The following is a 17,777-nucleotide window of genomic DNA, read 5'->3' as shown; positions in this document are numbered from 1 at the left end:
TATTATCAGCGATTTATGAGACGGTTCTTCAGCGTAACATAAGCACGCTGCAGGAGTCTCCCGCAGCGGATGCGGAAGCAAAAGGAGCCCGCACGATCAAACCGTTGGCGTCGGAGAGCATCCTCAGCATGGAGGAATCCTGGATGCCGAACGGCGTCGCCACCAGTCCGCCATCCTCCTCCTTGACCACCGCCCGCACATAATCCTGGCGCAGGTCATTGGCCGGCATCCCGACGCCCAGCCGTGCCTGACGAATGTCCTGCCGATGGTTGCGGCCGCCGAGCCTTGCCAGAAGCGGTTTCAGGAACAATTGCGAGCAGACCAGGCTTGCCACGGGGTTGCCAGGCAGCCCGATGCACCTGATGTCGCCGAGGCGCCCGAACATCAGCGGTTTGCCGGGGCGCATGGCTATTTTCCAGAAGCCGAGCGTCATGCCTTCGCCGGTCAGCACGTCATGGATCAAGTCGTGGTCGCCGACCGACGCGCCGCCAAGGGTGACGATGACATCCGCACCGGCCGCGACCGCCTTCCTGACCAGCGCGACAATGGTCTCCTGGCGGTCAGCGGCGATGCCGAGATCGAGCGCGCGGGCGCCGACCGATTGCGCGGCGGCAGCAACGCCATAGGCGTTGGACGAGATGATCTGGTCCGGCCCGAGTTCGCTGCCGGGCGGTAACAACTCGTCACCGGTGGCGATGATGGCGACCAGTGGCCGTTTGACCACGCTCACCCGCGGATGATTGGCTGATGCCGTCAGCGAAAGCGCCGCCGGATCCAGCATCCGGCCTCTTTCCAGCAAGACGTCGCCTTTGGAAAAGTCGAGCCCGACGCGGCGGATGTTGCGCCATTCGGCGGTGGGCTCGATCACTTCGATGTTGCCACCGCCAAGATCCCGGACATTTTCCTGGATGACGATGGTGTCGGCGCCCTCAGGCAGCGGGGCGCCGGTGAAGATGCGCACCGCCTGGTGTTCGCCGACCGTGCCGTCAAAGCCACGGCCGGCCGGCGCCATGCCGATCACCGAGAGTTTCGATGGCACTGACGCCACATCGGCCGCTCGCGCGGCATAACCATCCATGGCCGAGGCATTGAAAGGCGGCTGGGTGCGAAGCGCCACGACCGGTTCGGCCAGCACGCGATCGACCGCCTCGATGAGGGGAACGCTTTCGCCGGTCAGCGGCGCGGCACCATCAAGAAGGCGTTCGAGCGCCTCCGCGACCGGGACCAGCGCCATCAGGCGTCGGCCTTGTAGTCGCCGGACTTGCCGCCGGTCTTCTCGACCAGCCGAATGCCCGAGATGACCATGGCGCGGTCCACCGCCTTGGCCATGTCGTAAATGGTCAGGCAGGCCACGGAAGCGGCGGTCAGTGCTTCCATCTCGACGCCCGTCTTGCCGGTGACGCGCGCCAATGCGGTCACTTTCAGGCCGGGCAGCGCATGGTCGGGCTCGATGTCGACGGAAACCTTGGTCAGGAGCAGCGGATGGCAGAGCGGGATCAGCTCATGCGTCTTCTTCGCCGCCATGATGCCGGCGATGCGCGCGGTACCGAGCACATCGCCTTTCTTGGCATTGCCGGCGAGGATGGTTGCCAGCGTCTCGGCTCGCATCGAGACGAACCCTTCAGCGATCGCGGTGCGCGTTGTCTCGTCCTTGTCGCCGACATCGACCATGTTGGCCTCGCCCTGGGCGCCGAGATGGGTGAGGGCCGATGTCATGGTCAGGCGGCCTCTACCGCCGCCTTGCCCGTCAAAAGCAGGTGGGTCGCCGCGGTGACATCCTGTTGCCGCATCAGGCTCTCGCCGACGAGGAAGGTGCCGATGCCGCTTTTCTGCATCCTGAGGCAATCGTCATGGGTAAAAATCCCGCTCTCGCTGACCAGCAGGCGGTCGCCCGGCACCATTGTCGCCAGCCGCTCGGAAGTCTGAAGACTGGTTTCGAATGTTCTCAGATTGCGGTTGTTGATGCCGATCAACCGCGACGACAGTTTTACCGCACGCTGTGTTTCGGCCTCGTCATGCACCTCGATCAGCGCATCCATGCCGAGTTCGAATGCGGTCGCTTCCAATTCGCTTGCCAAGGCATCGTCGACACTGGCCATGATGATCAGGATGGCATCGGCGCCCCAGGCGCGCGCCTCGTACACTTGATAGGGATCAAACAGGAAATCCTTGCGCAGCGCGGGCAGGGCGACTGCAGCCCGTGCACTGGTGAGGAACTCCGGAGCGCCCTGGAAGGACGGTGCGTCGGTCAGGACCGAAAGACAGGCGGCACCGCCTTTCTCGTAGGCCCGGGCCAATGCCGGTGGATCGAAATCGGCCCGGATCAGCCCTTTGGAAGGGCTTGCCTTCTTGATTTCGGCAATCAGGGCGAAGCCGCCTGATCCGCGCTTCGCCTCGAGGGCCGCGAGAAAGCCGCGCGGCGCGTCCGCATCTCTTGCGCGCGCCTTGATCTCGGCCAGCGGCACGCGTGCCTTGGCGGCGGCGATCTCCTCGCGTTTGTAGGCCTCGATCTTGCGCAGAATATCAGACACGGTTCACCCGTTCGAAACTTCGACCAAACGGTCGAGGACCTGCAGCGCCCGGCCGCTGTCGATGGCTTGCGCGGCGAGCGCGATGCCATCGCCAAGTGTCGTTGCCTTGCCCGCGATCACCAGTCCGGCGCCGGCATTCATCAGCACGGTGTCGCGATAGGCGCCTGCAGCGCCGCCCAGCATATCGCGCAATGCCTTGGCATTGTAGGCGGCGTCGCCGCCGCGCAGCTCGTCCTTGGTATGGCGCTTCAGCCCAAATTCTTCCGGGGTCAGCGTGAAGCTGCGGATCTCGCCGCCGATCAGTTCCGCCACCTGCGTCTCACCTGTGGTGGTGATTTCGTCATAGCCGTCGCCGTGAACGACCCAGGCATGCTCGGTACCTAGCGCCTTCAACGTTTCAGCGATTGGCAGGATCCATTCCGGCAGGAACACCCCGACCATCTGCCTAACGACGCCGGCCGGATTGGAGAGCGGCCCGAGCAGGTTGAAGATGGTGCGGGTGCCGAGCTCGACGCGTGTCGGGCCGACATGCTTCATCGCCGGATGGTGCGCGGGCGCGAACATGAAGCCCAGTCCGGTCTCCCGGATGCAGCCGCCGATCGTTTCCGGTGAGATATCGATCTTGAGTCCAAGGGCGATCAGGACGTCGGCGGCGCCGGTCAGCGAGGACAGGCCACGATTGCCGTGCTTGGCGACAGGAACGCCGCTGCCGGCGATGACGAACGCCGATGCCGTCGAAATGTTGACGCTGTGGGAATTGTCGCCGCCGGTGCCGACGATGTCGATGGCCCCGGCGGGCGCTTCGACGCGGAGCATCTTGGCCCGCATGGTGGCGACAGCGCCCGAAATCTCACTCACCGTTTCACCGCGCACGCGCAGCGCCATCAGGAAGCCGCCGATCTGCCCGGGGGTCGCGTCGCCCGACATGATGATGTCGAAGGCCTCGCGCGCCTCCTCGAAGGAAAGCGCGTTGCCGCCCGCGACCTTGGCGATATGGGTTTTCAACGCGCTCATCTTGTCGAGGCTTGGGCAACGGCGGCCTGGTCGATGCGGACGTCATACTGCGTCTGCAACTGCGCCACCAACTGGTCGAGCAGATCGTCCGACATGCCGGAGGTGAAGGATTTCTGTGCGTCCTCCGGCACCGAGCTGGCATCGGCCCCGGCGGGTTCGAACACTTCGGCGACCTTGAACAGGATTTGTCCGTCACCGGTGGGCGAGGGGATCAACCCGGTGCCGCCTTCGCCGACGCCGAACATCACGGCGGCGCCCTCCTTGCCGAAATCGGCATCGTCGGCTTCGCGCTTCAGGCCGCGCTTGGTCTGCTTCTCCAGCTTGAGCTCGTTGGCGATGACGTCGAGCGTGGCGCCAGCCTTGAGCCGCTTTTCGAGTTCGGCCGCCTTGGCGGCGAGCCGCTTGGTGGTCTCCGCCGCCGTCCAGTCCGCGACGACCTTCTGGCGGACCTCATCGAGAGTGCGGTCGCGAGCCGGCGTGATCGAACCGACCTCATAGAAGACGAAGCCGTTGTCGGCCGTGGTCAGCGCCTCGTTTTCGGTGTTGGGTTCGGCGTCAAAGACCGCCTTGATCAACGCCGGCGATTCCGGCAGGTCCTTGACGACCGAGCCGTCCGGCCTGAGGCCGTTGCGATCGATGGCGTCGATGGTGACGTCCTTCAGCTTCAGCTTGGCGGCCGCTTCGGCCAGGGAACTGCCGGAGGCGCGGGTGTCTTCGTAATTGTCGTGGACATCCAGCAGGATGCGGCTTGCCTCGCCCAGCGCCAGGTCCTTGCGGATCTGGTCGGAGACTTCGGCGAGCGGCTTCACCACCTCGGGCTTGATCTCGGTAACGCGCAGCAGCACCGGACCAAAGGCGCCCTGGACGACCTGGCTGACTTCATTGGCATTGAGCGTGAACGCGGCATCGGCAACCGCCTTGTCGGCGATCTTGTCCTTGGCGAGCGTGCCAAGCAGCGTGTCTGCCGGAGTCTTGCCTTCGGCGGTCACCAGCTTCTCGAAAGTGGCGCCGGCCTTGAGCGAATCGAGCGCGGCCTTGGCCGCGTCCGGCGTCTTGAACACAAGCTGCTCGATGGTACGCATCTCAGGCGTTGTGTAGCGCGCCTTGTTCTTGTTGTAATCGTCGCTGACTTGTTGGTCGGTGACCGCGGTCGTGTCCATGATGTCCACCGGCTCCAGGCGGACATAAGAGAATTTGCGATACTCGGGTGCGGCGTAGGCCTTCTTGTTGGCTTCGAAATAGGCCTGAAGCACGCTGTCGCCCGGTGCCTCGATCGGCTCGACGAGCGTCTTCGGCAATGTCAGATAGTCGACGGTGCGGTCCTCGCCGCGGTAGAGCGCCACCGCCTTGAAGAATGCGTCCGGCGCCTTGAGGCCGTCCGAGACCGCCTCGACGATCTGCTGGCGCACCGCAACCTGGGCGCGGTTCTTCAGATAATCCTCGGGCCGCATGCCGACTTCGCGCAGCAGGTACTCGAACGTCCTCCTGTCGAACTCACCGCTCGGCCCCTTGAAGGCCGGATCCTCGCGCGTCAACTCGGCCAGCCGGTCCTTGGACAGGCCGAGGCCCAGCTTGCGTGCCTGTTCATCGAGAACGGCGCCGGAAACGAGCTGCGCCAGCACCTGGTTGTCGATGCCGAGCGCCTTTGCCTGTTCATGGGTGAGGCGCTGACCGAATTGCTGCGACATGACGGCCAACTGGCGGTCATAGGCGAGGCGATATTCGTTGATCGATACCTTGGTGCCACCCGCAGTTATCACCGAATCGTGGCCGGCAAAGCCGCCCATCAGCCGCCCGGAGATGCCCCAGACCAAAAAGCTGAGCACCAGCAACACCAGTAGACCTTTCGCGACCCAGGTACCCGCCGCGTTTCTCAATATACCAAGCATCGTTACTTCCGATTTGTGCGCCTTTTTCGCGGGCGCCGAGTCTGAAACAAGCGCAATAGCGCCCTTCCGGTCCACTGTCGATTGCTTTGTGGCCTGATTTTGGTAGTGAGGGCCAGAGCCTGATATCGCCCGGAGAAGCAGACCATGACGCCAGGAATTCGCCCGCTCGTCGCCGGCAACTGGAAAATGAACGGCACCAGCGCCTCGCTGAACGAGCTCAGGATGATCGGCAACGGGTTCATGAGCGGGCTCGACGCCGAGACCGAGGCGCTGGTCTGCGTTCCCGCGACGCTGCTTTCCCATGCAGCGGAGATTCTGTCGCGCACGCCCGTCCATGCAGGCGGTGAAGACTGCCACACCAAGGAAAGCGGCGCCTACACCGGCTGCATCTCGGCGGAGATGCTGAAAGACGCGGGCGCGAGCCATGTCATTGTCGGCCATTCCGAATGCCGCGAACAACGCGGCGAGGACGATGCGACGGTCCAGGCCAAGGCAACCGCGGCGTGGCGCGCCGGATTGGTGGCCATCGTTTGCATCGGCGAGACGCAGCAACAGCGCGAAGCGGGCGCCACGCTCGACGTGCTGTCGCGCCAGGTCGCCGGCTCGGTGCCGCCGAGTGCCACGCCATCGAACACCGTCGTTGCCTATGAGCCGGTATGGGCGATAGGCACCGGCCTGACGCCGACCGCGGCCGATGTGGCCGAAGCGCATGCGCATATCCGCGAAAAGCTGTCGGAAAAGCTTGGCGCCGCCGCTGCCAGGATACGCATCCTCTATGGCGGCTCGGTCAAGCCGTCCAATGCGGTGGAACTGCTGGGTGTCAGGAATGTCGACGGCGCCCTGGTCGGCGGCGCCAGCCTGAAAGCAGCTGATTTCCTGGGTATCGCTGAAGCCTATCGCAGCATTCCCGGCTGAGATCCATGACGCTGGACGGGGCTCGTCCCGTCCAAATTCGTTGCAAAGGGCGCGTTGCTTCCCATATTCCGGCCACGGGCTTGGAAATGCCGTGAAAGCATTGTATTGAGCCGCCTCCAATTCACCGGTCGTGTCCGCGGCCGGGCAAGGCCTTGCCAGGATAAACTATGCAAACCGTACTGATCGTCATCCATCTCATGGTCGTGCTCGCCCTGGTCGGCGTGGTGCTGCTGCAACGCTCCGAAGGTGGCGGCCTTGGCATTGGTGGCGGATCGGGCTTCATGACGGCGCGTGGCGCCGCCAATGCGTTGACGCGGGCGACGGCGATCCTGGCTGCGGCTTTTTTCGTTACGTCGCTGACGTTGTCGATCATTGCCCGCTACGGTGAGAAGCCGATCGACATTCTCGACCGCGTTCCCGCGACTTCGGATGGTGCTGGCAAGGGCGTACTCAATCAATTGCCCGGCACGACGACCCCAGCGCCCGCCGGCAATGCCACGCCGACGCCGCCATCCGGCAATGACGCAGCGGCGAAGCCTCCGGCAACGGCCCCGGCGACTGCGCCCGCTGGCGGCGCGACGCCGCCAGCAAGCAACGGCACCACCAACACCGCGCCGGCGACACCGCAAGTCCCCAACCAGTAAGCTCCACCTGGTCCAAGCCGCGATCTGTGATCGTTTGAACACAGTCGCGGCAAATGCTGCGTGATCACGAAGATTCGACGGGCAGCAGCGTGGTCGCGCGCTTGAGGCATACGCGCTTATTCGACTATAGATTGCACGCGGCATTTTCGGTGTCCTTGGGGGGCGCCGGGCGACGCCGTGGGCAACAAGCATTGAACGATCGGATCTTCGCCATGCAGCTTCGCAGCTTCATTTTCCTGGGACTTTGCGCCGCACTCGGCCTGAGTTCCCCGGCTTCCGCCGGCGTGCCGGCCAATTTGGCCGCCAACCAGTCGGTCGACAAAACCGACGCCATCAACGTCGCAGCCAAGAGCGATGCGGCGCAACTGAAGCTTCTCAAGAAGAAGAAAAACCCGACACCGGACGATCTCGCCCAGATCAAGAAGATCGAGGCCAAGATCGTTGCCGACAAGGAAGACGCCAAGGCCAAGGCGCTCGAGGCCAGGAAGCTGGCGATGCGTGAAGCAGCCAAGGCCAGGGCCGACGCGGACCGGCAGGCCTTCCTGGCCCAGAAGGGCAAGACTGCTCCGGCAACCGAAGTGGCCGAGGCCAAGCCTGCCAAGAAGACCACCAAGGTGATCGAGCCGATTGAACCGATTACGCCAATCCAGTCGGCCGAGCCGCTCCCGGCCGAGGCGATGAACGTCGCCTTGACCGGCAACAATGGCGAACTGCGCAGCGAGGTCGTCGGCCAGACGCGGCCGAGCAGCGGTGGCCTGTTCGCCGGCCTGTTCGGCGGCACCTCGTCCGGCTCGTCGATCAGCTACCTGCCCGAGACGCGCGCGCTTGACGCCGCACTTGCCAGGAAGGATGCCAAGAAGCCGTTCAAGGTGAAGCCGGAATTCGTGCCGCAGGACGTGGAGTTCACCGGCTACGATGCCGGCACAATCGTCATCGACACCAGCGCGCGGCGCCTTTATCTCGTCGAATCATCGACGACAGCGCGCCGCTACGCGATCGCGGTCGGCCGTGAGGGACTGCAGTTCAAAGGCACGGTCGCCGTTGGCGACAAGCAGGAATGGCCGCGCTGGATCCCGACGCTCGACATGCAGAAGCGCGAACCGAAGCATTACGCCCAGTACAAGGACGGCATGCCCGGCGGTGGCCAGAACCCGCTCGGCGCGCGCGCCATCTATCTCTATGACGGCAAGAAGGACACGCATCTGCGTATCCACGGCACCATCGCGCCGCAGTCGATCGGCACCAGTGCCTCCAATGGCTGCTTCCGCATGATGAACGAGCACGTCATGGATCTGTACAGCCGCGTCAGGGTCGGCACCAAAGTCGTCATCATCTGACGTTTTCACCATCATGCCGAAGGGCCGGCCCAGCCGGCCCTTTTGTTTTGCCTCGTTCACGATCAAGCCTGTTCGGTCGTGATCCCTGGACAAATGGAAATCGTTTGTCCGAGAAAACCGGATTCCAATTTTCGGGATCATGGTCCAAGCGCCTTTTTGGGAAAAAGCCTTCGCGGTGGTTTTTTCTCTGGCGGAATCAATCCGGCCGCGTTAAGCGATGACTCCCATGGCGCGATATGTATTCATCACAGGCGGCGTGGTTTCCTCACTTGGAAAAGGCATTGCCGCAGCGGCCCTAGGGGCTCTCCTGCAGGCGCGAGGTTATCGCGCACGCATCAAAAAACTCGACCCTTACCTCAATGTCGATCCCGGCACGATGTCGCCTTACCAGCATGGCGAGGTGTTCGTCACCGACGATGGTGCGGAGACCGACCTCGATCTTGGCCATTACGAGCGCTTCACCGGCCGCTCGGCCAATCAGCAGGACAACATCACCACCGGCCGGATCTACAAAAACATCATCGAGCGTGAGCGGCGCGGTGACTATCTCGGCGCCACCGTCCAGGTCATCCCGCACGTCACCGACGAGATCAAGAATTTCGTCCTCAACGGCAATGACGACTATGATTTCGTGCTGTGCGAGATCGGCGGCACGGTGGGCGACATCGAGGCGATGCCGTTCCTCGAGGCGATCCGCCAACTCGGAAACGATCTGCCGCGCAACAATGCCGTCTATGTGCATCTGACCTTGATGCCCTACATTCCGACGGCGGGTGAGCTGAAAACCAAGCCGACCCAGCATTCGGTCAAGGAATTGCGCGGCATCGGCATCGCGCCCGACATTTTGCTGGTGCGCGCCGACCGTGCCATTCCCAAGGAAGAGCGCAGGAAACTGTCGCTGTTTTGCAATGTCAGGGAAAGCGCGGTCATCCAGGCGCTCGACGTGCCGCACATCTACGACGTGCCGATGGCCTACCACAAGGAAGGGCTTGATTCGGAAGTGCTGGCCGCCTTTGGCATCGATCCTGCGCCGAAGCCGCGCATGGAGCCCTGGCAGAAGGTCTCCGACCGGATCCACAGCCCGGAAGGCGAGGTGACCATTGCCATCGTCGGCAAGTATACCGGCCTCAAGGACGCCTACAAATCGCTGATCGAGGCGCTGTCGCATGGCGGGCTCGCCAACCACGTCAAGGTCAAGCTCGACTGGATCGAATCGGAGATCTTCGAAAAGGAGGATCCGACGCCGTGGCTGGAAAAGGTGCATGGCATCCTGGTTCCAGGCGGCTTTGGCGAACGTGGCTCCGAAGGCAAGATCCTGGCGGCGAAGTTCGCGCGCGAGCGCAAGGTACCGTATTTCGGCATCTGCTTCGGCATGCAGATGGCTTGCATCGAGGCGGCGCGGTCGCTGGCCGGCGTCGAGCATGCGTCCTCGACCGAGTTCGGCCCGACCAACGAACCGGTCGTCGGCCTGATGACGGAATGGCTGAAAGGCAACATGCTGGAGAAACGCCGCGAGACCGGCGACCTCGGCGGCACCATGAGGCTCGGCGCCTACCAGGCCGATCTCGCCAAGGGGTCCAAAATCGCCGATATCTATGGCGACACGCAGATTTCCGAGCGCCATCGCCACCGCTACGAGGTCAATATCGACTACAAGGAGCGGCTTGAGGATTGCGGTCTGGTGTTTGCCGGCATGTCGCCGGATGGCGTGCTGCCGGAAACGGTGGAATATCCAGATCATCCCTGGTTCATCGGTGTGCAGTATCACCCCGAGCTGAAGAGCCGGCCGCTCGATCCGCATCCGCTGTTCGCCAGCTTCATCGAGGCAGCGGTGGAACAGTCGCGCCTGGTCTAGGCGTCCTCGAAACGGCCTCATCTCATGCAGACCTATGTCGCGCTCCTCTACAGCATCATTCTGGGCGAGGGGCGCCGGGTCGTCATGGCCGACCTCAAGGCAATGGCGGAAGGCCTTGGCCTGAGGAATGCCCGCACGCTGGCAGCGACGGGCAATCTGGTTTTCGACGCGCGGGCGACCGATATCGGCAAGTTGGAACAGCGGCTGGAAACGGCCTTCGAAAAAACCTTCGGCCGCCATGTCGACATCATCGTGCGCGTCGGCGAGGGATGGCTGAAACTTGCTGCCGGCAATCCATTCCCGGCGGACTCAGCCGCGGCAGGCGACCAGGTGGCCGTAAGGGTGATGCGCAACCCTGCGCCCGCCAATGCTGTCGCCGCACTCCAGGCCTATGCCGCCGAGGATGAAAAGGTATTTTCAGTCGGCGGCGACATCTGGGTCGTCTTTTCGCGCGAGAGGCCGAGTTCACGGCTGCTCGCGGCGATGAACCACAAGCGTCTCGGCACCGGCACCACGCGCAACTGGAACACAGTGCGCAAGCTGGCCGACATGGTAGGGCAGTAGGGCAGTAGGGCAGTAGGGACCTATTCCCTGCTCGCTTACTGCCCTACTGTGTTATTCCCTTGTTCAGGCCTTCGCCGTCCTGGCGCCCGCACCCACGGCGGCGGTGCGCAGCACGTAGTAGATGACGCCGGCGATGGCGACACCGAAGAACCAGCCGTAGACGCCCCACCAGGCAGGCAGCCAGTTGGTGAAGTTCGGCAGGATCGACGAGAAGACGGCACCAATGCCGGCGGCGATGAAGGCATTGACATGCCAGCCGCCCTGGAAACGGAACTCGCCATCCTCGCGATAAAGCGCCTCGACGTCGACCTCGCCTTTGCGGATCAGATAGTAGTCGACCATCATGACTCCGAAGATCGGTCCCATCGTCGCGCCGATGACGCCGACAAAATGCGCCGCGCCGCCTTCCCACGGTGCGAAGGGATAGAGCACGAGCGCGATCAGCGCCGCGATGTAGCCGCCCTTCTTGAAGTCGATCTGGCGCGGGAAGACGTTGGAGAAGTCGAAGGCCGGCGAGACGAAGTTGGCGACGACGTTGATGCCGAGCGTCGCCACCGCGAAGGTCAGCGCGGCAAGGGCCGCCAGGAACCAGCTGTCGAACTTGGCCGAGATCTGGTCGGGATGCAGCAGTACTTCGTGATAGACGTCGTAGGCGGCAATGGTGGTGACGCCAGCGACCAGCGAGAACAGGATCAGGTTGACCGGCAGGCCCCAGATGTTGCCCTTGCGCAGCGCGGCCTTATCCGGCGCGTAGCGGGCGAAGTCGCAGAAATTGAGATAAAGCGCCGAGAAATAGGTCACCCAGATCGCGGCAACCCCGAAGAGTGCCGTCCACGATCCGGGGTCGCCCGGAATGCCGGCATCGGCGGTCTTTTCGCGCAGCACATCCATTGGAATATCGCTGGTGAAGGCGAAGGTCCCTGACTTGACGCAGAGATAGATGGCAAGGAGCAGCATCATCACCCAGACCGCGGGCCCGGCCCAATCCTGGAAGCGGCGTACCGTTTCCATGCCTTTCTGGATGATCAGCAACTGCAGCGCCCAGATGATGACGAAGCAGATCACTTCCAGCGTGGAATGGCCGAGAAGATGCGAAGTCTTGTTGAACTCGTCGAACCATTGCATGCGGGTCAGCAAGGCCACGATCGCGCCGGATGCGGCCGCCGTTTGCGCGCCGTACCAGAAGCAGGCGACGATGGCGCGCACCAGCGCCGGTATGTTGGCTCCCCACACCCCGAAGGAGGCGCGAGCAAGCACGGGGTAGGGCACGCCGGTCTTCACGCCGGCATAGCCGACCATGTTCATCAGCGCGTAGATGATCAGAGACCCGATGCCGATGGCTATGATGAAATTGACGAAGCCGCCGCAGAACAGAAACAGGCTGGCGGCGAGATAATAACCCCACAGACTATGGACGTCCGACGTCCAGACGTTGAAGATCGAAAACGCTCCCCAGTTTCGAACTTTGGCGGGAGCGAGGTCCTCATTGTACAGGCCAGGCGATGCGCCTTGTATCGTCATTGCAATATCCCCTTCTTGCAGCACGCGCCCTCACGCGTGGAGCTAAGAGGTTACGCCTGACGCTGGGGAACCGACAAGCAATCCATTTGCCGGCTTTGACCTTAAAGATATTCAATATGAACCGCGATTATCGACGGATCGCATTGGTGGGCCGTTGTTGAACAGGGCGGTCCGGTGATTCGGATTCGGCAACAACGGTTCGCCCTAGGTGATGGCCATTACCCGCTTGTGGTCCTCGACTTCGGACAATAGCCAATCCTGAAACAGGCTGGTGCCTGGCTTGTTGCCGATGCTGCGAGGCCGGTGCAGATAGATGCCTGCCGGGTAGGTGTGGCGGGCACGAAACGGGGCGACAAGCTTGCCTTGCTCAAGAAAATCCTGTGCCATCATCGTGTCGGCAAGCGCTATTCCGGCGCCATTGATCGCCTCGCGCATGATCAGCGTGCAATCATCCAGCGTCGTGCTGGATTTGGGCGTCGTATCCGAAACACCTTCCTGCTCCAGCCACCGCTTCCATCGCATGGTCTCGCATTCATGGATCAGGTGGTGATTGACCAGGTCAGCGGGCGATCGCAGCGGCACGGGCCCATCGAGCAATGAGGGCGCGCAGACAGGCGTCAGTACCACCGGAATGAGCAACGTCAGAGCCGGGCCGGCCTTGTAGACGAACTCGTCGACAATGGCCAAATCGAAGTTGGCAGGCTTGCCTGATGTCGAGATCTCCAGCTCCACCGTCGGGTGCAGCCGGCGAAAGTTCGGCAAGCGGTCCGCCAGCCAAAGGTTCAGAACGACCGGCACGCACAACACCCGGACACGTTGGGTCCTGCCGTGACCCGGACCATCGGTGAGGCTGACATCGTCGGTGGCGCGCCAGATGGCCTCGAATGCCTCGGAGAGGCTGCGCGCATAATAAGAGCCCCTGATGGTCGGCGTTATCTGGCGAAATCCGCGCTCGAACAGATCCTGGCCGAGATTCCTTTCAAGCGCACGGATGTGGCGGCTTATGGCCGAGGGCGTCAGGTGCAGTTCTTCGGCCGCATCCTTGATGCTGCCGAGACGTGCGGCGGCCTCGAAAGCGCGCATGCCATTGAGTGACGGTAAGGCCATGGGCCAATCATGAATTGTCAGTTGAGTTTTTGTCAATCGACTTGGGCAAAATTGGCGTTTGATCGCCTGGCCTGTTCGGGGATACCCAAGGACAAGAGCGACTAAGTCGCCGTCCAAAAACAATTATTTGGGGCCTCCGGCACCGTTCAACCAATGGCGGAGGCCGGCCTGATCGGTTCCACCGCCGCGGTGGAAGCATTGCGCACATCAGCAAATGGGAGAACCACCGCATATGCCTCAATCGCCAGTGCCGGTCTTCGAAACGGTGGACGAGATTTCCGCGGAAGCCTCTGTCGTCGTGATCTTGCAAACCGCCCAGACAGGCTTTGGCCCCCGGGCAGCGGCGCTGGATGCTGAAATGGGCGGGGTTCTGTCCCGCGCCTGCTCCGACCCGGCCGCATTGGCCGAATCCGGGACCTGCATCGATCTCATCGCCCCCCAGGCCGTATCGGTCCGGCGCGTAATCGTCCTCGCCCTGGGCAAGGCGGAAGCCGTGAGCGCCCTGTCATTGGCGCGCGCCGGCGGTCTGCTTGCCGCTCATTTGGAAAGCAAGGGCGAATGCGCGGCCACGCTTGTCCTCGACCCTATTGCCGATGTCGGCTTGCCCGGAGCCGAGATCCTGGCGCGCGTCGCGCTTGGCATGCGGCTGCGGCGCTATCGTTTCGACATGCGCAACCGGCGCCAGGGGGCGGGAGCGGATCGAACCCTGCGGGTGCAACTGGTCGGAGCAAGCAGCGCGGAGCTGACCCCGGCGCTGGCCCGGGTCAATGCAATCGCCGATGGCGTCGAATACGCGCGCACGCTGGTCAACCTGCCGCCGAACCATCTCCACCCCGACAATTTCCACGATCATCTGGAGCCACTGCGCGAGGCCGGCATCGACATCGAAATACTCGATGCCGCGCAACTGAAAGAGCTCGGCATGAACGCGCTGCTGGCGGTCGGCTCCGGCTCGGCGCGGCCGCCACGGGTGGCCGTGCTGCGTTATCGCGGCAAGGGTGCTCCCTCGCAACCGCTGGCATTCGTCGGCAAGGGCGTCTGTTTCGATTCCGGAGGCCTCTGCATCAAGCGCGGCGAGCAGATGTTCGACATGAAGGCCGATATGGGCGGGGCGGCGGCGGTGGTCGGCCTGCTGATCGCGCTCGCCCGGCAAGGCAGCCCGGTACACGCCGTCGGCGTCCTCGGTATTGCCGAGAACATGCCGTCCGGCACCGCTCTCAAACCGCGCGACATCATCACGACAGCCTCGGGACAGACCGTGGAAGTGTTCGACACCGACGCCGAAGGGCGCCTGCTCCTGGCCGATTGTCTCCACTACGCGGCAACACGCTTCAATCCGTCGGTGATCGTCGATCTGGCGACGCTGACCTATTCGGTGACGCGCGGCCTGGGATCGATATTCGCCGGCCTGTTCAGCACCGACGATGCCATCGCCTCGCAGATGATCGCGGCCGGCGAAACCGTCGGCGAGCGGTTCTGGCGGCTGCCTCTCGACCGTGCCTATGACGAGGGACTGCAATCGCCATTCGCCGACCTCCGCCACCATGCCAAGGACATGGAGGATGGCGATGCTCCCTATGCGGCTGCTTTCCTGCGCCATTTCACGGAAGACCGCCCGTGGGTGCATCTCGACATCGCCAGCAAGGAATTGACCGACACCGATCGGCCCTTGGGCAGGCAAGGTGCCACCGCCTTCGGCGTGCAGATGCTGGAAGAGTGGGTGCAGGCCGGCCGCAAGGTAAACTAGGCGCCTGCCGTCAGGGACAGGAGCGAGATGCGTTCGAACGTGATGGGAAACGGAATGTCGTCTGGGATCATTGACAGGGAAGGGCGGGCCGCCTTCCGCAACTACAAAACCTGGTATCGGATCTCTGGCGACATCGACGCCGCGAAGGCCCCGGTGGTGATCCTGCATGGTGGACCAGGCGCCGCCCACAACTATGTCGATGCCTACAAGCTTCTTGCCCGAAGAGATCGCGCCGTCATCCACTATGACCAGTTGGGCTGCGGCAATTCCACATTGCTGCCCGAGAAAGGCGCCGACTTCTGGACACCTCGGCTTTTCATCGACGAGCTTGAAAACCTCGTCGACCGTCTTGGCATTCGCGCGGGCTTCCATGTGCTTGGCCAGAGCTGGGGTGGCATGCTGGGCGCCGAATATGCGGTCACGCGGCCGAAAGGTCTGAAGTCGCTGACCATCGCCAACTCGCCGGCTTCGATGAAGCTGTGGGTCGAAGAGGCCAACCGGTTGCGCGCCGATCTGCCCGAGGACGTGCAGGAGACACTGACCCGCCACGAGCAGGCCGGCACGACGGACGATCCGGCCTACCAGGCGGCGACGATGGCTTTCTACGAGCGGCATGTCTGCCGGGTCGTGCCGTTTCCGCCAGAGGTGACGGAGACCTTCGCCCAGGTTGTGCGCAATCCCACCGTCTATAATTTGATGAATGGGCCGAACGAGTTCCACGTCATCGGAACCCTGAAGAATTGGAGCATCATCGACCGCCTGCCGGCCATCGATGTTCCCACGCTGATCATCTCCGGACGTCACGACGAGGCCACGCCCGCGACCGTGCAGCCCTTCAAGGACGGCATCCGAGGATCGCGCTGGGAGATATTCGAGCACTCCAGCCACATGCCGCATGTCGAAGAACAGGATGCGTGCATGCGGGCGGTGGGAGACTTCCTGGACCACAACGACAACTGAGAAAAGGGGAATCAAGACATGAAGAAACTGCTCCTGGCGGCATCAGCAGCCGCATTGCTGGCCGGCACCTGGTTGGCCCCGGCACAGGCTGAATATCTCAAGGAGCACCGAGGCGGCACCATCCGCCTTCTGGCCCGCTCCGCGGCGGGAACGCTCGACCCGCACATCAATTACACCGACCAGGGCTGGCAGGTGTACCAGCCGATCTATGACGGGCTCGTGGCCTTCCGCAAGGCCGAGGGCATGGACGGCTTCACCATCGTTCCCGACCTGGCCGAGGCACTGCCCGAGGTTACCAATGACGGCAAGACCTTCACCTTCAGGTTACGCAAGGGCATCAAGTTTTCCAGCGGCCAGGATCTTGGCGTGAAGGATGTCGTCGCCTCGTTCCAGCGCATCTTCAAGGTTTCAGGGCCGACCTCCGGCACGTTCTATGCCGGCATCGTCGGCGCCGACAAATGCCTGGCCGATACCAAGGGCTGCACGCTGGAAGGCGGCGTTGTCGGCGATGAAGCGGCCGGCACCATCACCGTCAACCTCACCAAGCCCGACGCCGAAATCCTCTACAAGCTTGCCCTGCCGCATGCCGTGGTCCTGCCGGCGGACACGCCAGCCGAAGACATGGGCTCCAAACCCATCCCCAGCACCGGTCCATACATGATCTCCGCCTTCGACCCCAACAAAGGCATGACGGTTTCGCGCAATCCCAATTTCAAGCAGTGGAGCGAGGAAGCGCAGCCGGACGGCTATCCGGACGTTGTCCAATATGATTTCGGCCTGTCCGAGGAAGCGGCCGTCACCGCGATCCAGAACGGCGAAGCGGACTGGATGTTCGACGCATTGCCGAGCGACCGCCTGGGCGAACTTGGCAGCAAATCCATGGACCAGTTGCACATCTCGCCGCTTTCAGCCTGGTGGTATGCCCCGCTTAACAACCGCCTCGCTCCATTCGACAATGAAAAGGCGCGCCAGGCCGTTGCCTATGCGATCGACCGCAACACACTGGTCAAGCTTTTCGGCGGCAAGGTGCTGGCCTCGCCGGTCTGCCAGGTCCTGCCGCCGGACTTCCCCGGCCATGAAGACTATTGCCCCTTCACCAAGGACCCCGGCGCCAAATGGTCGGCGCCTGATCTCGACAAGGCCAAGCAGCTCGTCGAGGAATCGGGAACCAAGGGCCAGAAGGTGACCATCATCGTCGAGGATACCGCCATTTCCCGGTCGATCGGCGTCTATCTGCAGAGCGTGCTGACGACCATCGGCTATGTGGCCGACGTCAAGCCGATCTCGTCCAATATCCAGTTCACCTACATCCAGAACACCAACAACAAAGTGCAGATGTCCGTCACCCAATGGTACAAGGACTATCCGGCGGCTTCGGACTTCCTGAACATCCTGTTCAGCTGCGCCTCCTTCCGTGAAGGTTCGGATGCCTCGATCAACATCGCCGGCTTCTGCGACAAGGACATCGATGCCAAGATGCAAAAGGCGCTGGACCTTGGCGTGACGGACCAGAAAGCCGCCGACAAATTGTGGGCCGAAATCGACAAGCAAGTCACCGACAAGGCACCGGCCGTCGGCCTCTTCACGCCGAAGCGGCTTGACTTCGTCAGCAAACGGGTCGGCAATTTCAAGTTCAACCGGCAGTTCAACTGGATGATCACCCAGTCCTGGGTGCAGTAACGAACTGCGGAGG

At 62.8% G+C, this 17,777-nt stretch carries 15 protein-coding genes; 8 read left to right on the top strand and 7 right to left on the bottom strand.

Annotated features, from left to right (window positions below):
* Positions 1-28: 28 nt before the first annotated feature.
* The 5 genes from AC07SZ_RS22645 to AC07SZ_RS22625 are packed head-to-tail and all read right to left on the bottom strand — an operon-like array spanning position 29 to position 5,434.
* On the bottom strand, positions 29-1,234 hold the full coding sequence (locus AC07SZ_RS22645; protein ID WP_172373756.1) for a molybdopterin molybdotransferase MoeA: 1,206 nt from the start codon (positions 1,232-1,234) through the stop codon (positions 29-31).
* A complete protein-coding gene (gene moaC / locus AC07SZ_RS22640) occupies positions 1,234-1,716 on the bottom strand; it encodes a cyclic pyranopterin monophosphate synthase MoaC (RefSeq protein WP_172373758.1) in 483 nt (160 codons plus the stop codon). Before moaC ends, AC07SZ_RS22645 begins: the two co-directional genes overlap by 1 nt.
* A 2-nt stretch (positions 1,717-1,718) precedes the next feature.
* Positions 1,719-2,531, bottom strand: a complete 813-nt coding sequence (gene trpC / locus AC07SZ_RS22635) for an indole-3-glycerol phosphate synthase TrpC (RefSeq protein ID WP_172373760.1) — start codon at positions 2,529-2,531, stop codon at positions 1,719-1,721.
* Positions 2,532-2,534: 3 nt separating this feature from the next.
* On the bottom strand, positions 2,535-3,545 hold the full coding sequence (trpD, locus tag AC07SZ_RS22630; protein WP_056577061.1) for an anthranilate phosphoribosyltransferase: 1,011 nt from the start codon (positions 3,543-3,545) through the stop codon (positions 2,535-2,537).
* Positions 3,542-5,434 carry a SurA N-terminal domain-containing protein gene (locus AC07SZ_RS22625; protein WP_056577065.1) on the bottom strand — a complete coding sequence of 631 codons (1,893 nt, stop codon included), beginning with the start codon at positions 5,432-5,434 and terminating at the stop codon, positions 3,542-3,544. The genes trpD and AC07SZ_RS22625 overlap by 4 nt, the downstream gene beginning before the upstream one ends.
* 144 nt (positions 5,435-5,578) lie before the next feature.
* Between AC07SZ_RS22625 and tpiA the strand changes: the two genes are divergently transcribed.
* The 5 genes from tpiA (at position 5,579) to AC07SZ_RS22600 (ending at position 10,749) form a co-directional block, all read left to right on the top strand.
* Positions 5,579-6,349, top strand: coding sequence for a triose-phosphate isomerase (gene tpiA / locus AC07SZ_RS22620; RefSeq protein WP_056577068.1), 771 nt, complete (start codon positions 5,579-5,581; stop codon positions 6,347-6,349).
* A gap of 167 nt (positions 6,350-6,516) precedes the next feature.
* Positions 6,517-6,993 carry a preprotein translocase subunit SecG gene (secG, locus tag AC07SZ_RS22615; RefSeq protein ID WP_056577071.1) on the top strand — a complete coding sequence of 159 codons (477 nt, stop codon included), beginning with the start codon at positions 6,517-6,519 and terminating at the stop codon, positions 6,991-6,993.
* Between the two features lie 212 nt (positions 6,994-7,205).
* The gene (locus AC07SZ_RS22610) at positions 7,206-8,330 is read left to right on the top strand and encodes a L,D-transpeptidase (RefSeq protein ID WP_172373765.1); all 1,125 of its coding nucleotides are present in this window, start codon (positions 7,206-7,208) and stop codon (positions 8,328-8,330) included.
* A 217-nt stretch (positions 8,331-8,547) separates the two neighbouring features.
* Positions 8,548-10,185 carry a CTP synthase gene (gene pyrG, locus AC07SZ_RS22605; RefSeq protein WP_081294741.1) on the top strand — a complete coding sequence of 546 codons (1,638 nt, stop codon included), beginning with the start codon at positions 8,548-8,550 and terminating at the stop codon, positions 10,183-10,185.
* A gap of 24 nt (positions 10,186-10,209) precedes the next feature.
* A complete protein-coding gene (locus AC07SZ_RS22600; protein ID WP_494915940.1) occupies positions 10,210-10,749 on the top strand; it encodes a DUF1697 domain-containing protein in 540 nt (179 codons plus the stop codon).
* A 63-nt stretch (positions 10,750-10,812) separates the two neighbouring features.
* Here AC07SZ_RS22600 and AC07SZ_RS22595 read toward each other — a convergent pair whose 3' ends face one another.
* Together AC07SZ_RS22595 and AC07SZ_RS22590 are read right to left on the bottom strand one after the other, a co-directional pair.
* On the bottom strand, positions 10,813-12,270 hold the full coding sequence (locus tag AC07SZ_RS22595) for an NCS1 family nucleobase:cation symporter-1 (protein WP_056577080.1): 1,458 nt from the start codon (positions 12,268-12,270) through the stop codon (positions 10,813-10,815).
* 204 nt (positions 12,271-12,474) lie between these two features.
* Positions 12,475-13,500 (bottom strand): LysR substrate-binding domain-containing protein, encoded by a 1,026-nt coding sequence (locus tag AC07SZ_RS22590; RefSeq protein WP_244494141.1) that lies wholly within the window; start codon positions 13,498-13,500, stop codon positions 12,475-12,477.
* Between the two features lie 109 nt (positions 13,501-13,609).
* On the opposite strand from AC07SZ_RS22590, the gene AC07SZ_RS22585 reads away from it, so the two are divergent.
* From AC07SZ_RS22585 to AC07SZ_RS22575, 3 genes are read left to right on the top strand one after another with little or no spacing between them, the layout of a single operon-like run.
* Positions 13,610-15,124, top strand: a complete 1,515-nt coding sequence (locus tag AC07SZ_RS22585; protein ID WP_494915938.1) for a leucyl aminopeptidase — start codon at positions 13,610-13,612, stop codon at positions 15,122-15,124.
* 54 nt (positions 15,125-15,178) lie between these two features.
* Complete coding sequence (locus AC07SZ_RS22580) at positions 15,179-16,084, top strand: proline iminopeptidase-family hydrolase (RefSeq protein WP_494915936.1); 906 nt, start codon at positions 15,179-15,181, stop codon at positions 16,082-16,084.
* A gap of 18 nt (positions 16,085-16,102) precedes the next feature.
* Positions 16,103-17,764, top strand: coding sequence for an ABC transporter substrate-binding protein (locus AC07SZ_RS22575; protein WP_056577091.1), 1,662 nt, complete (start codon positions 16,103-16,105; stop codon positions 17,762-17,764).
* Positions 17,765-17,777 lie beyond the last annotated feature (13 nt).

This window comes from Mesorhizobium sp. GW821-FHT07A06 (genome assembly GCF_059419085.1).
Note: the sequence above shows the minus strand (reverse complement) of the source record. Positions and strands in the feature narration are given on the sequence as shown.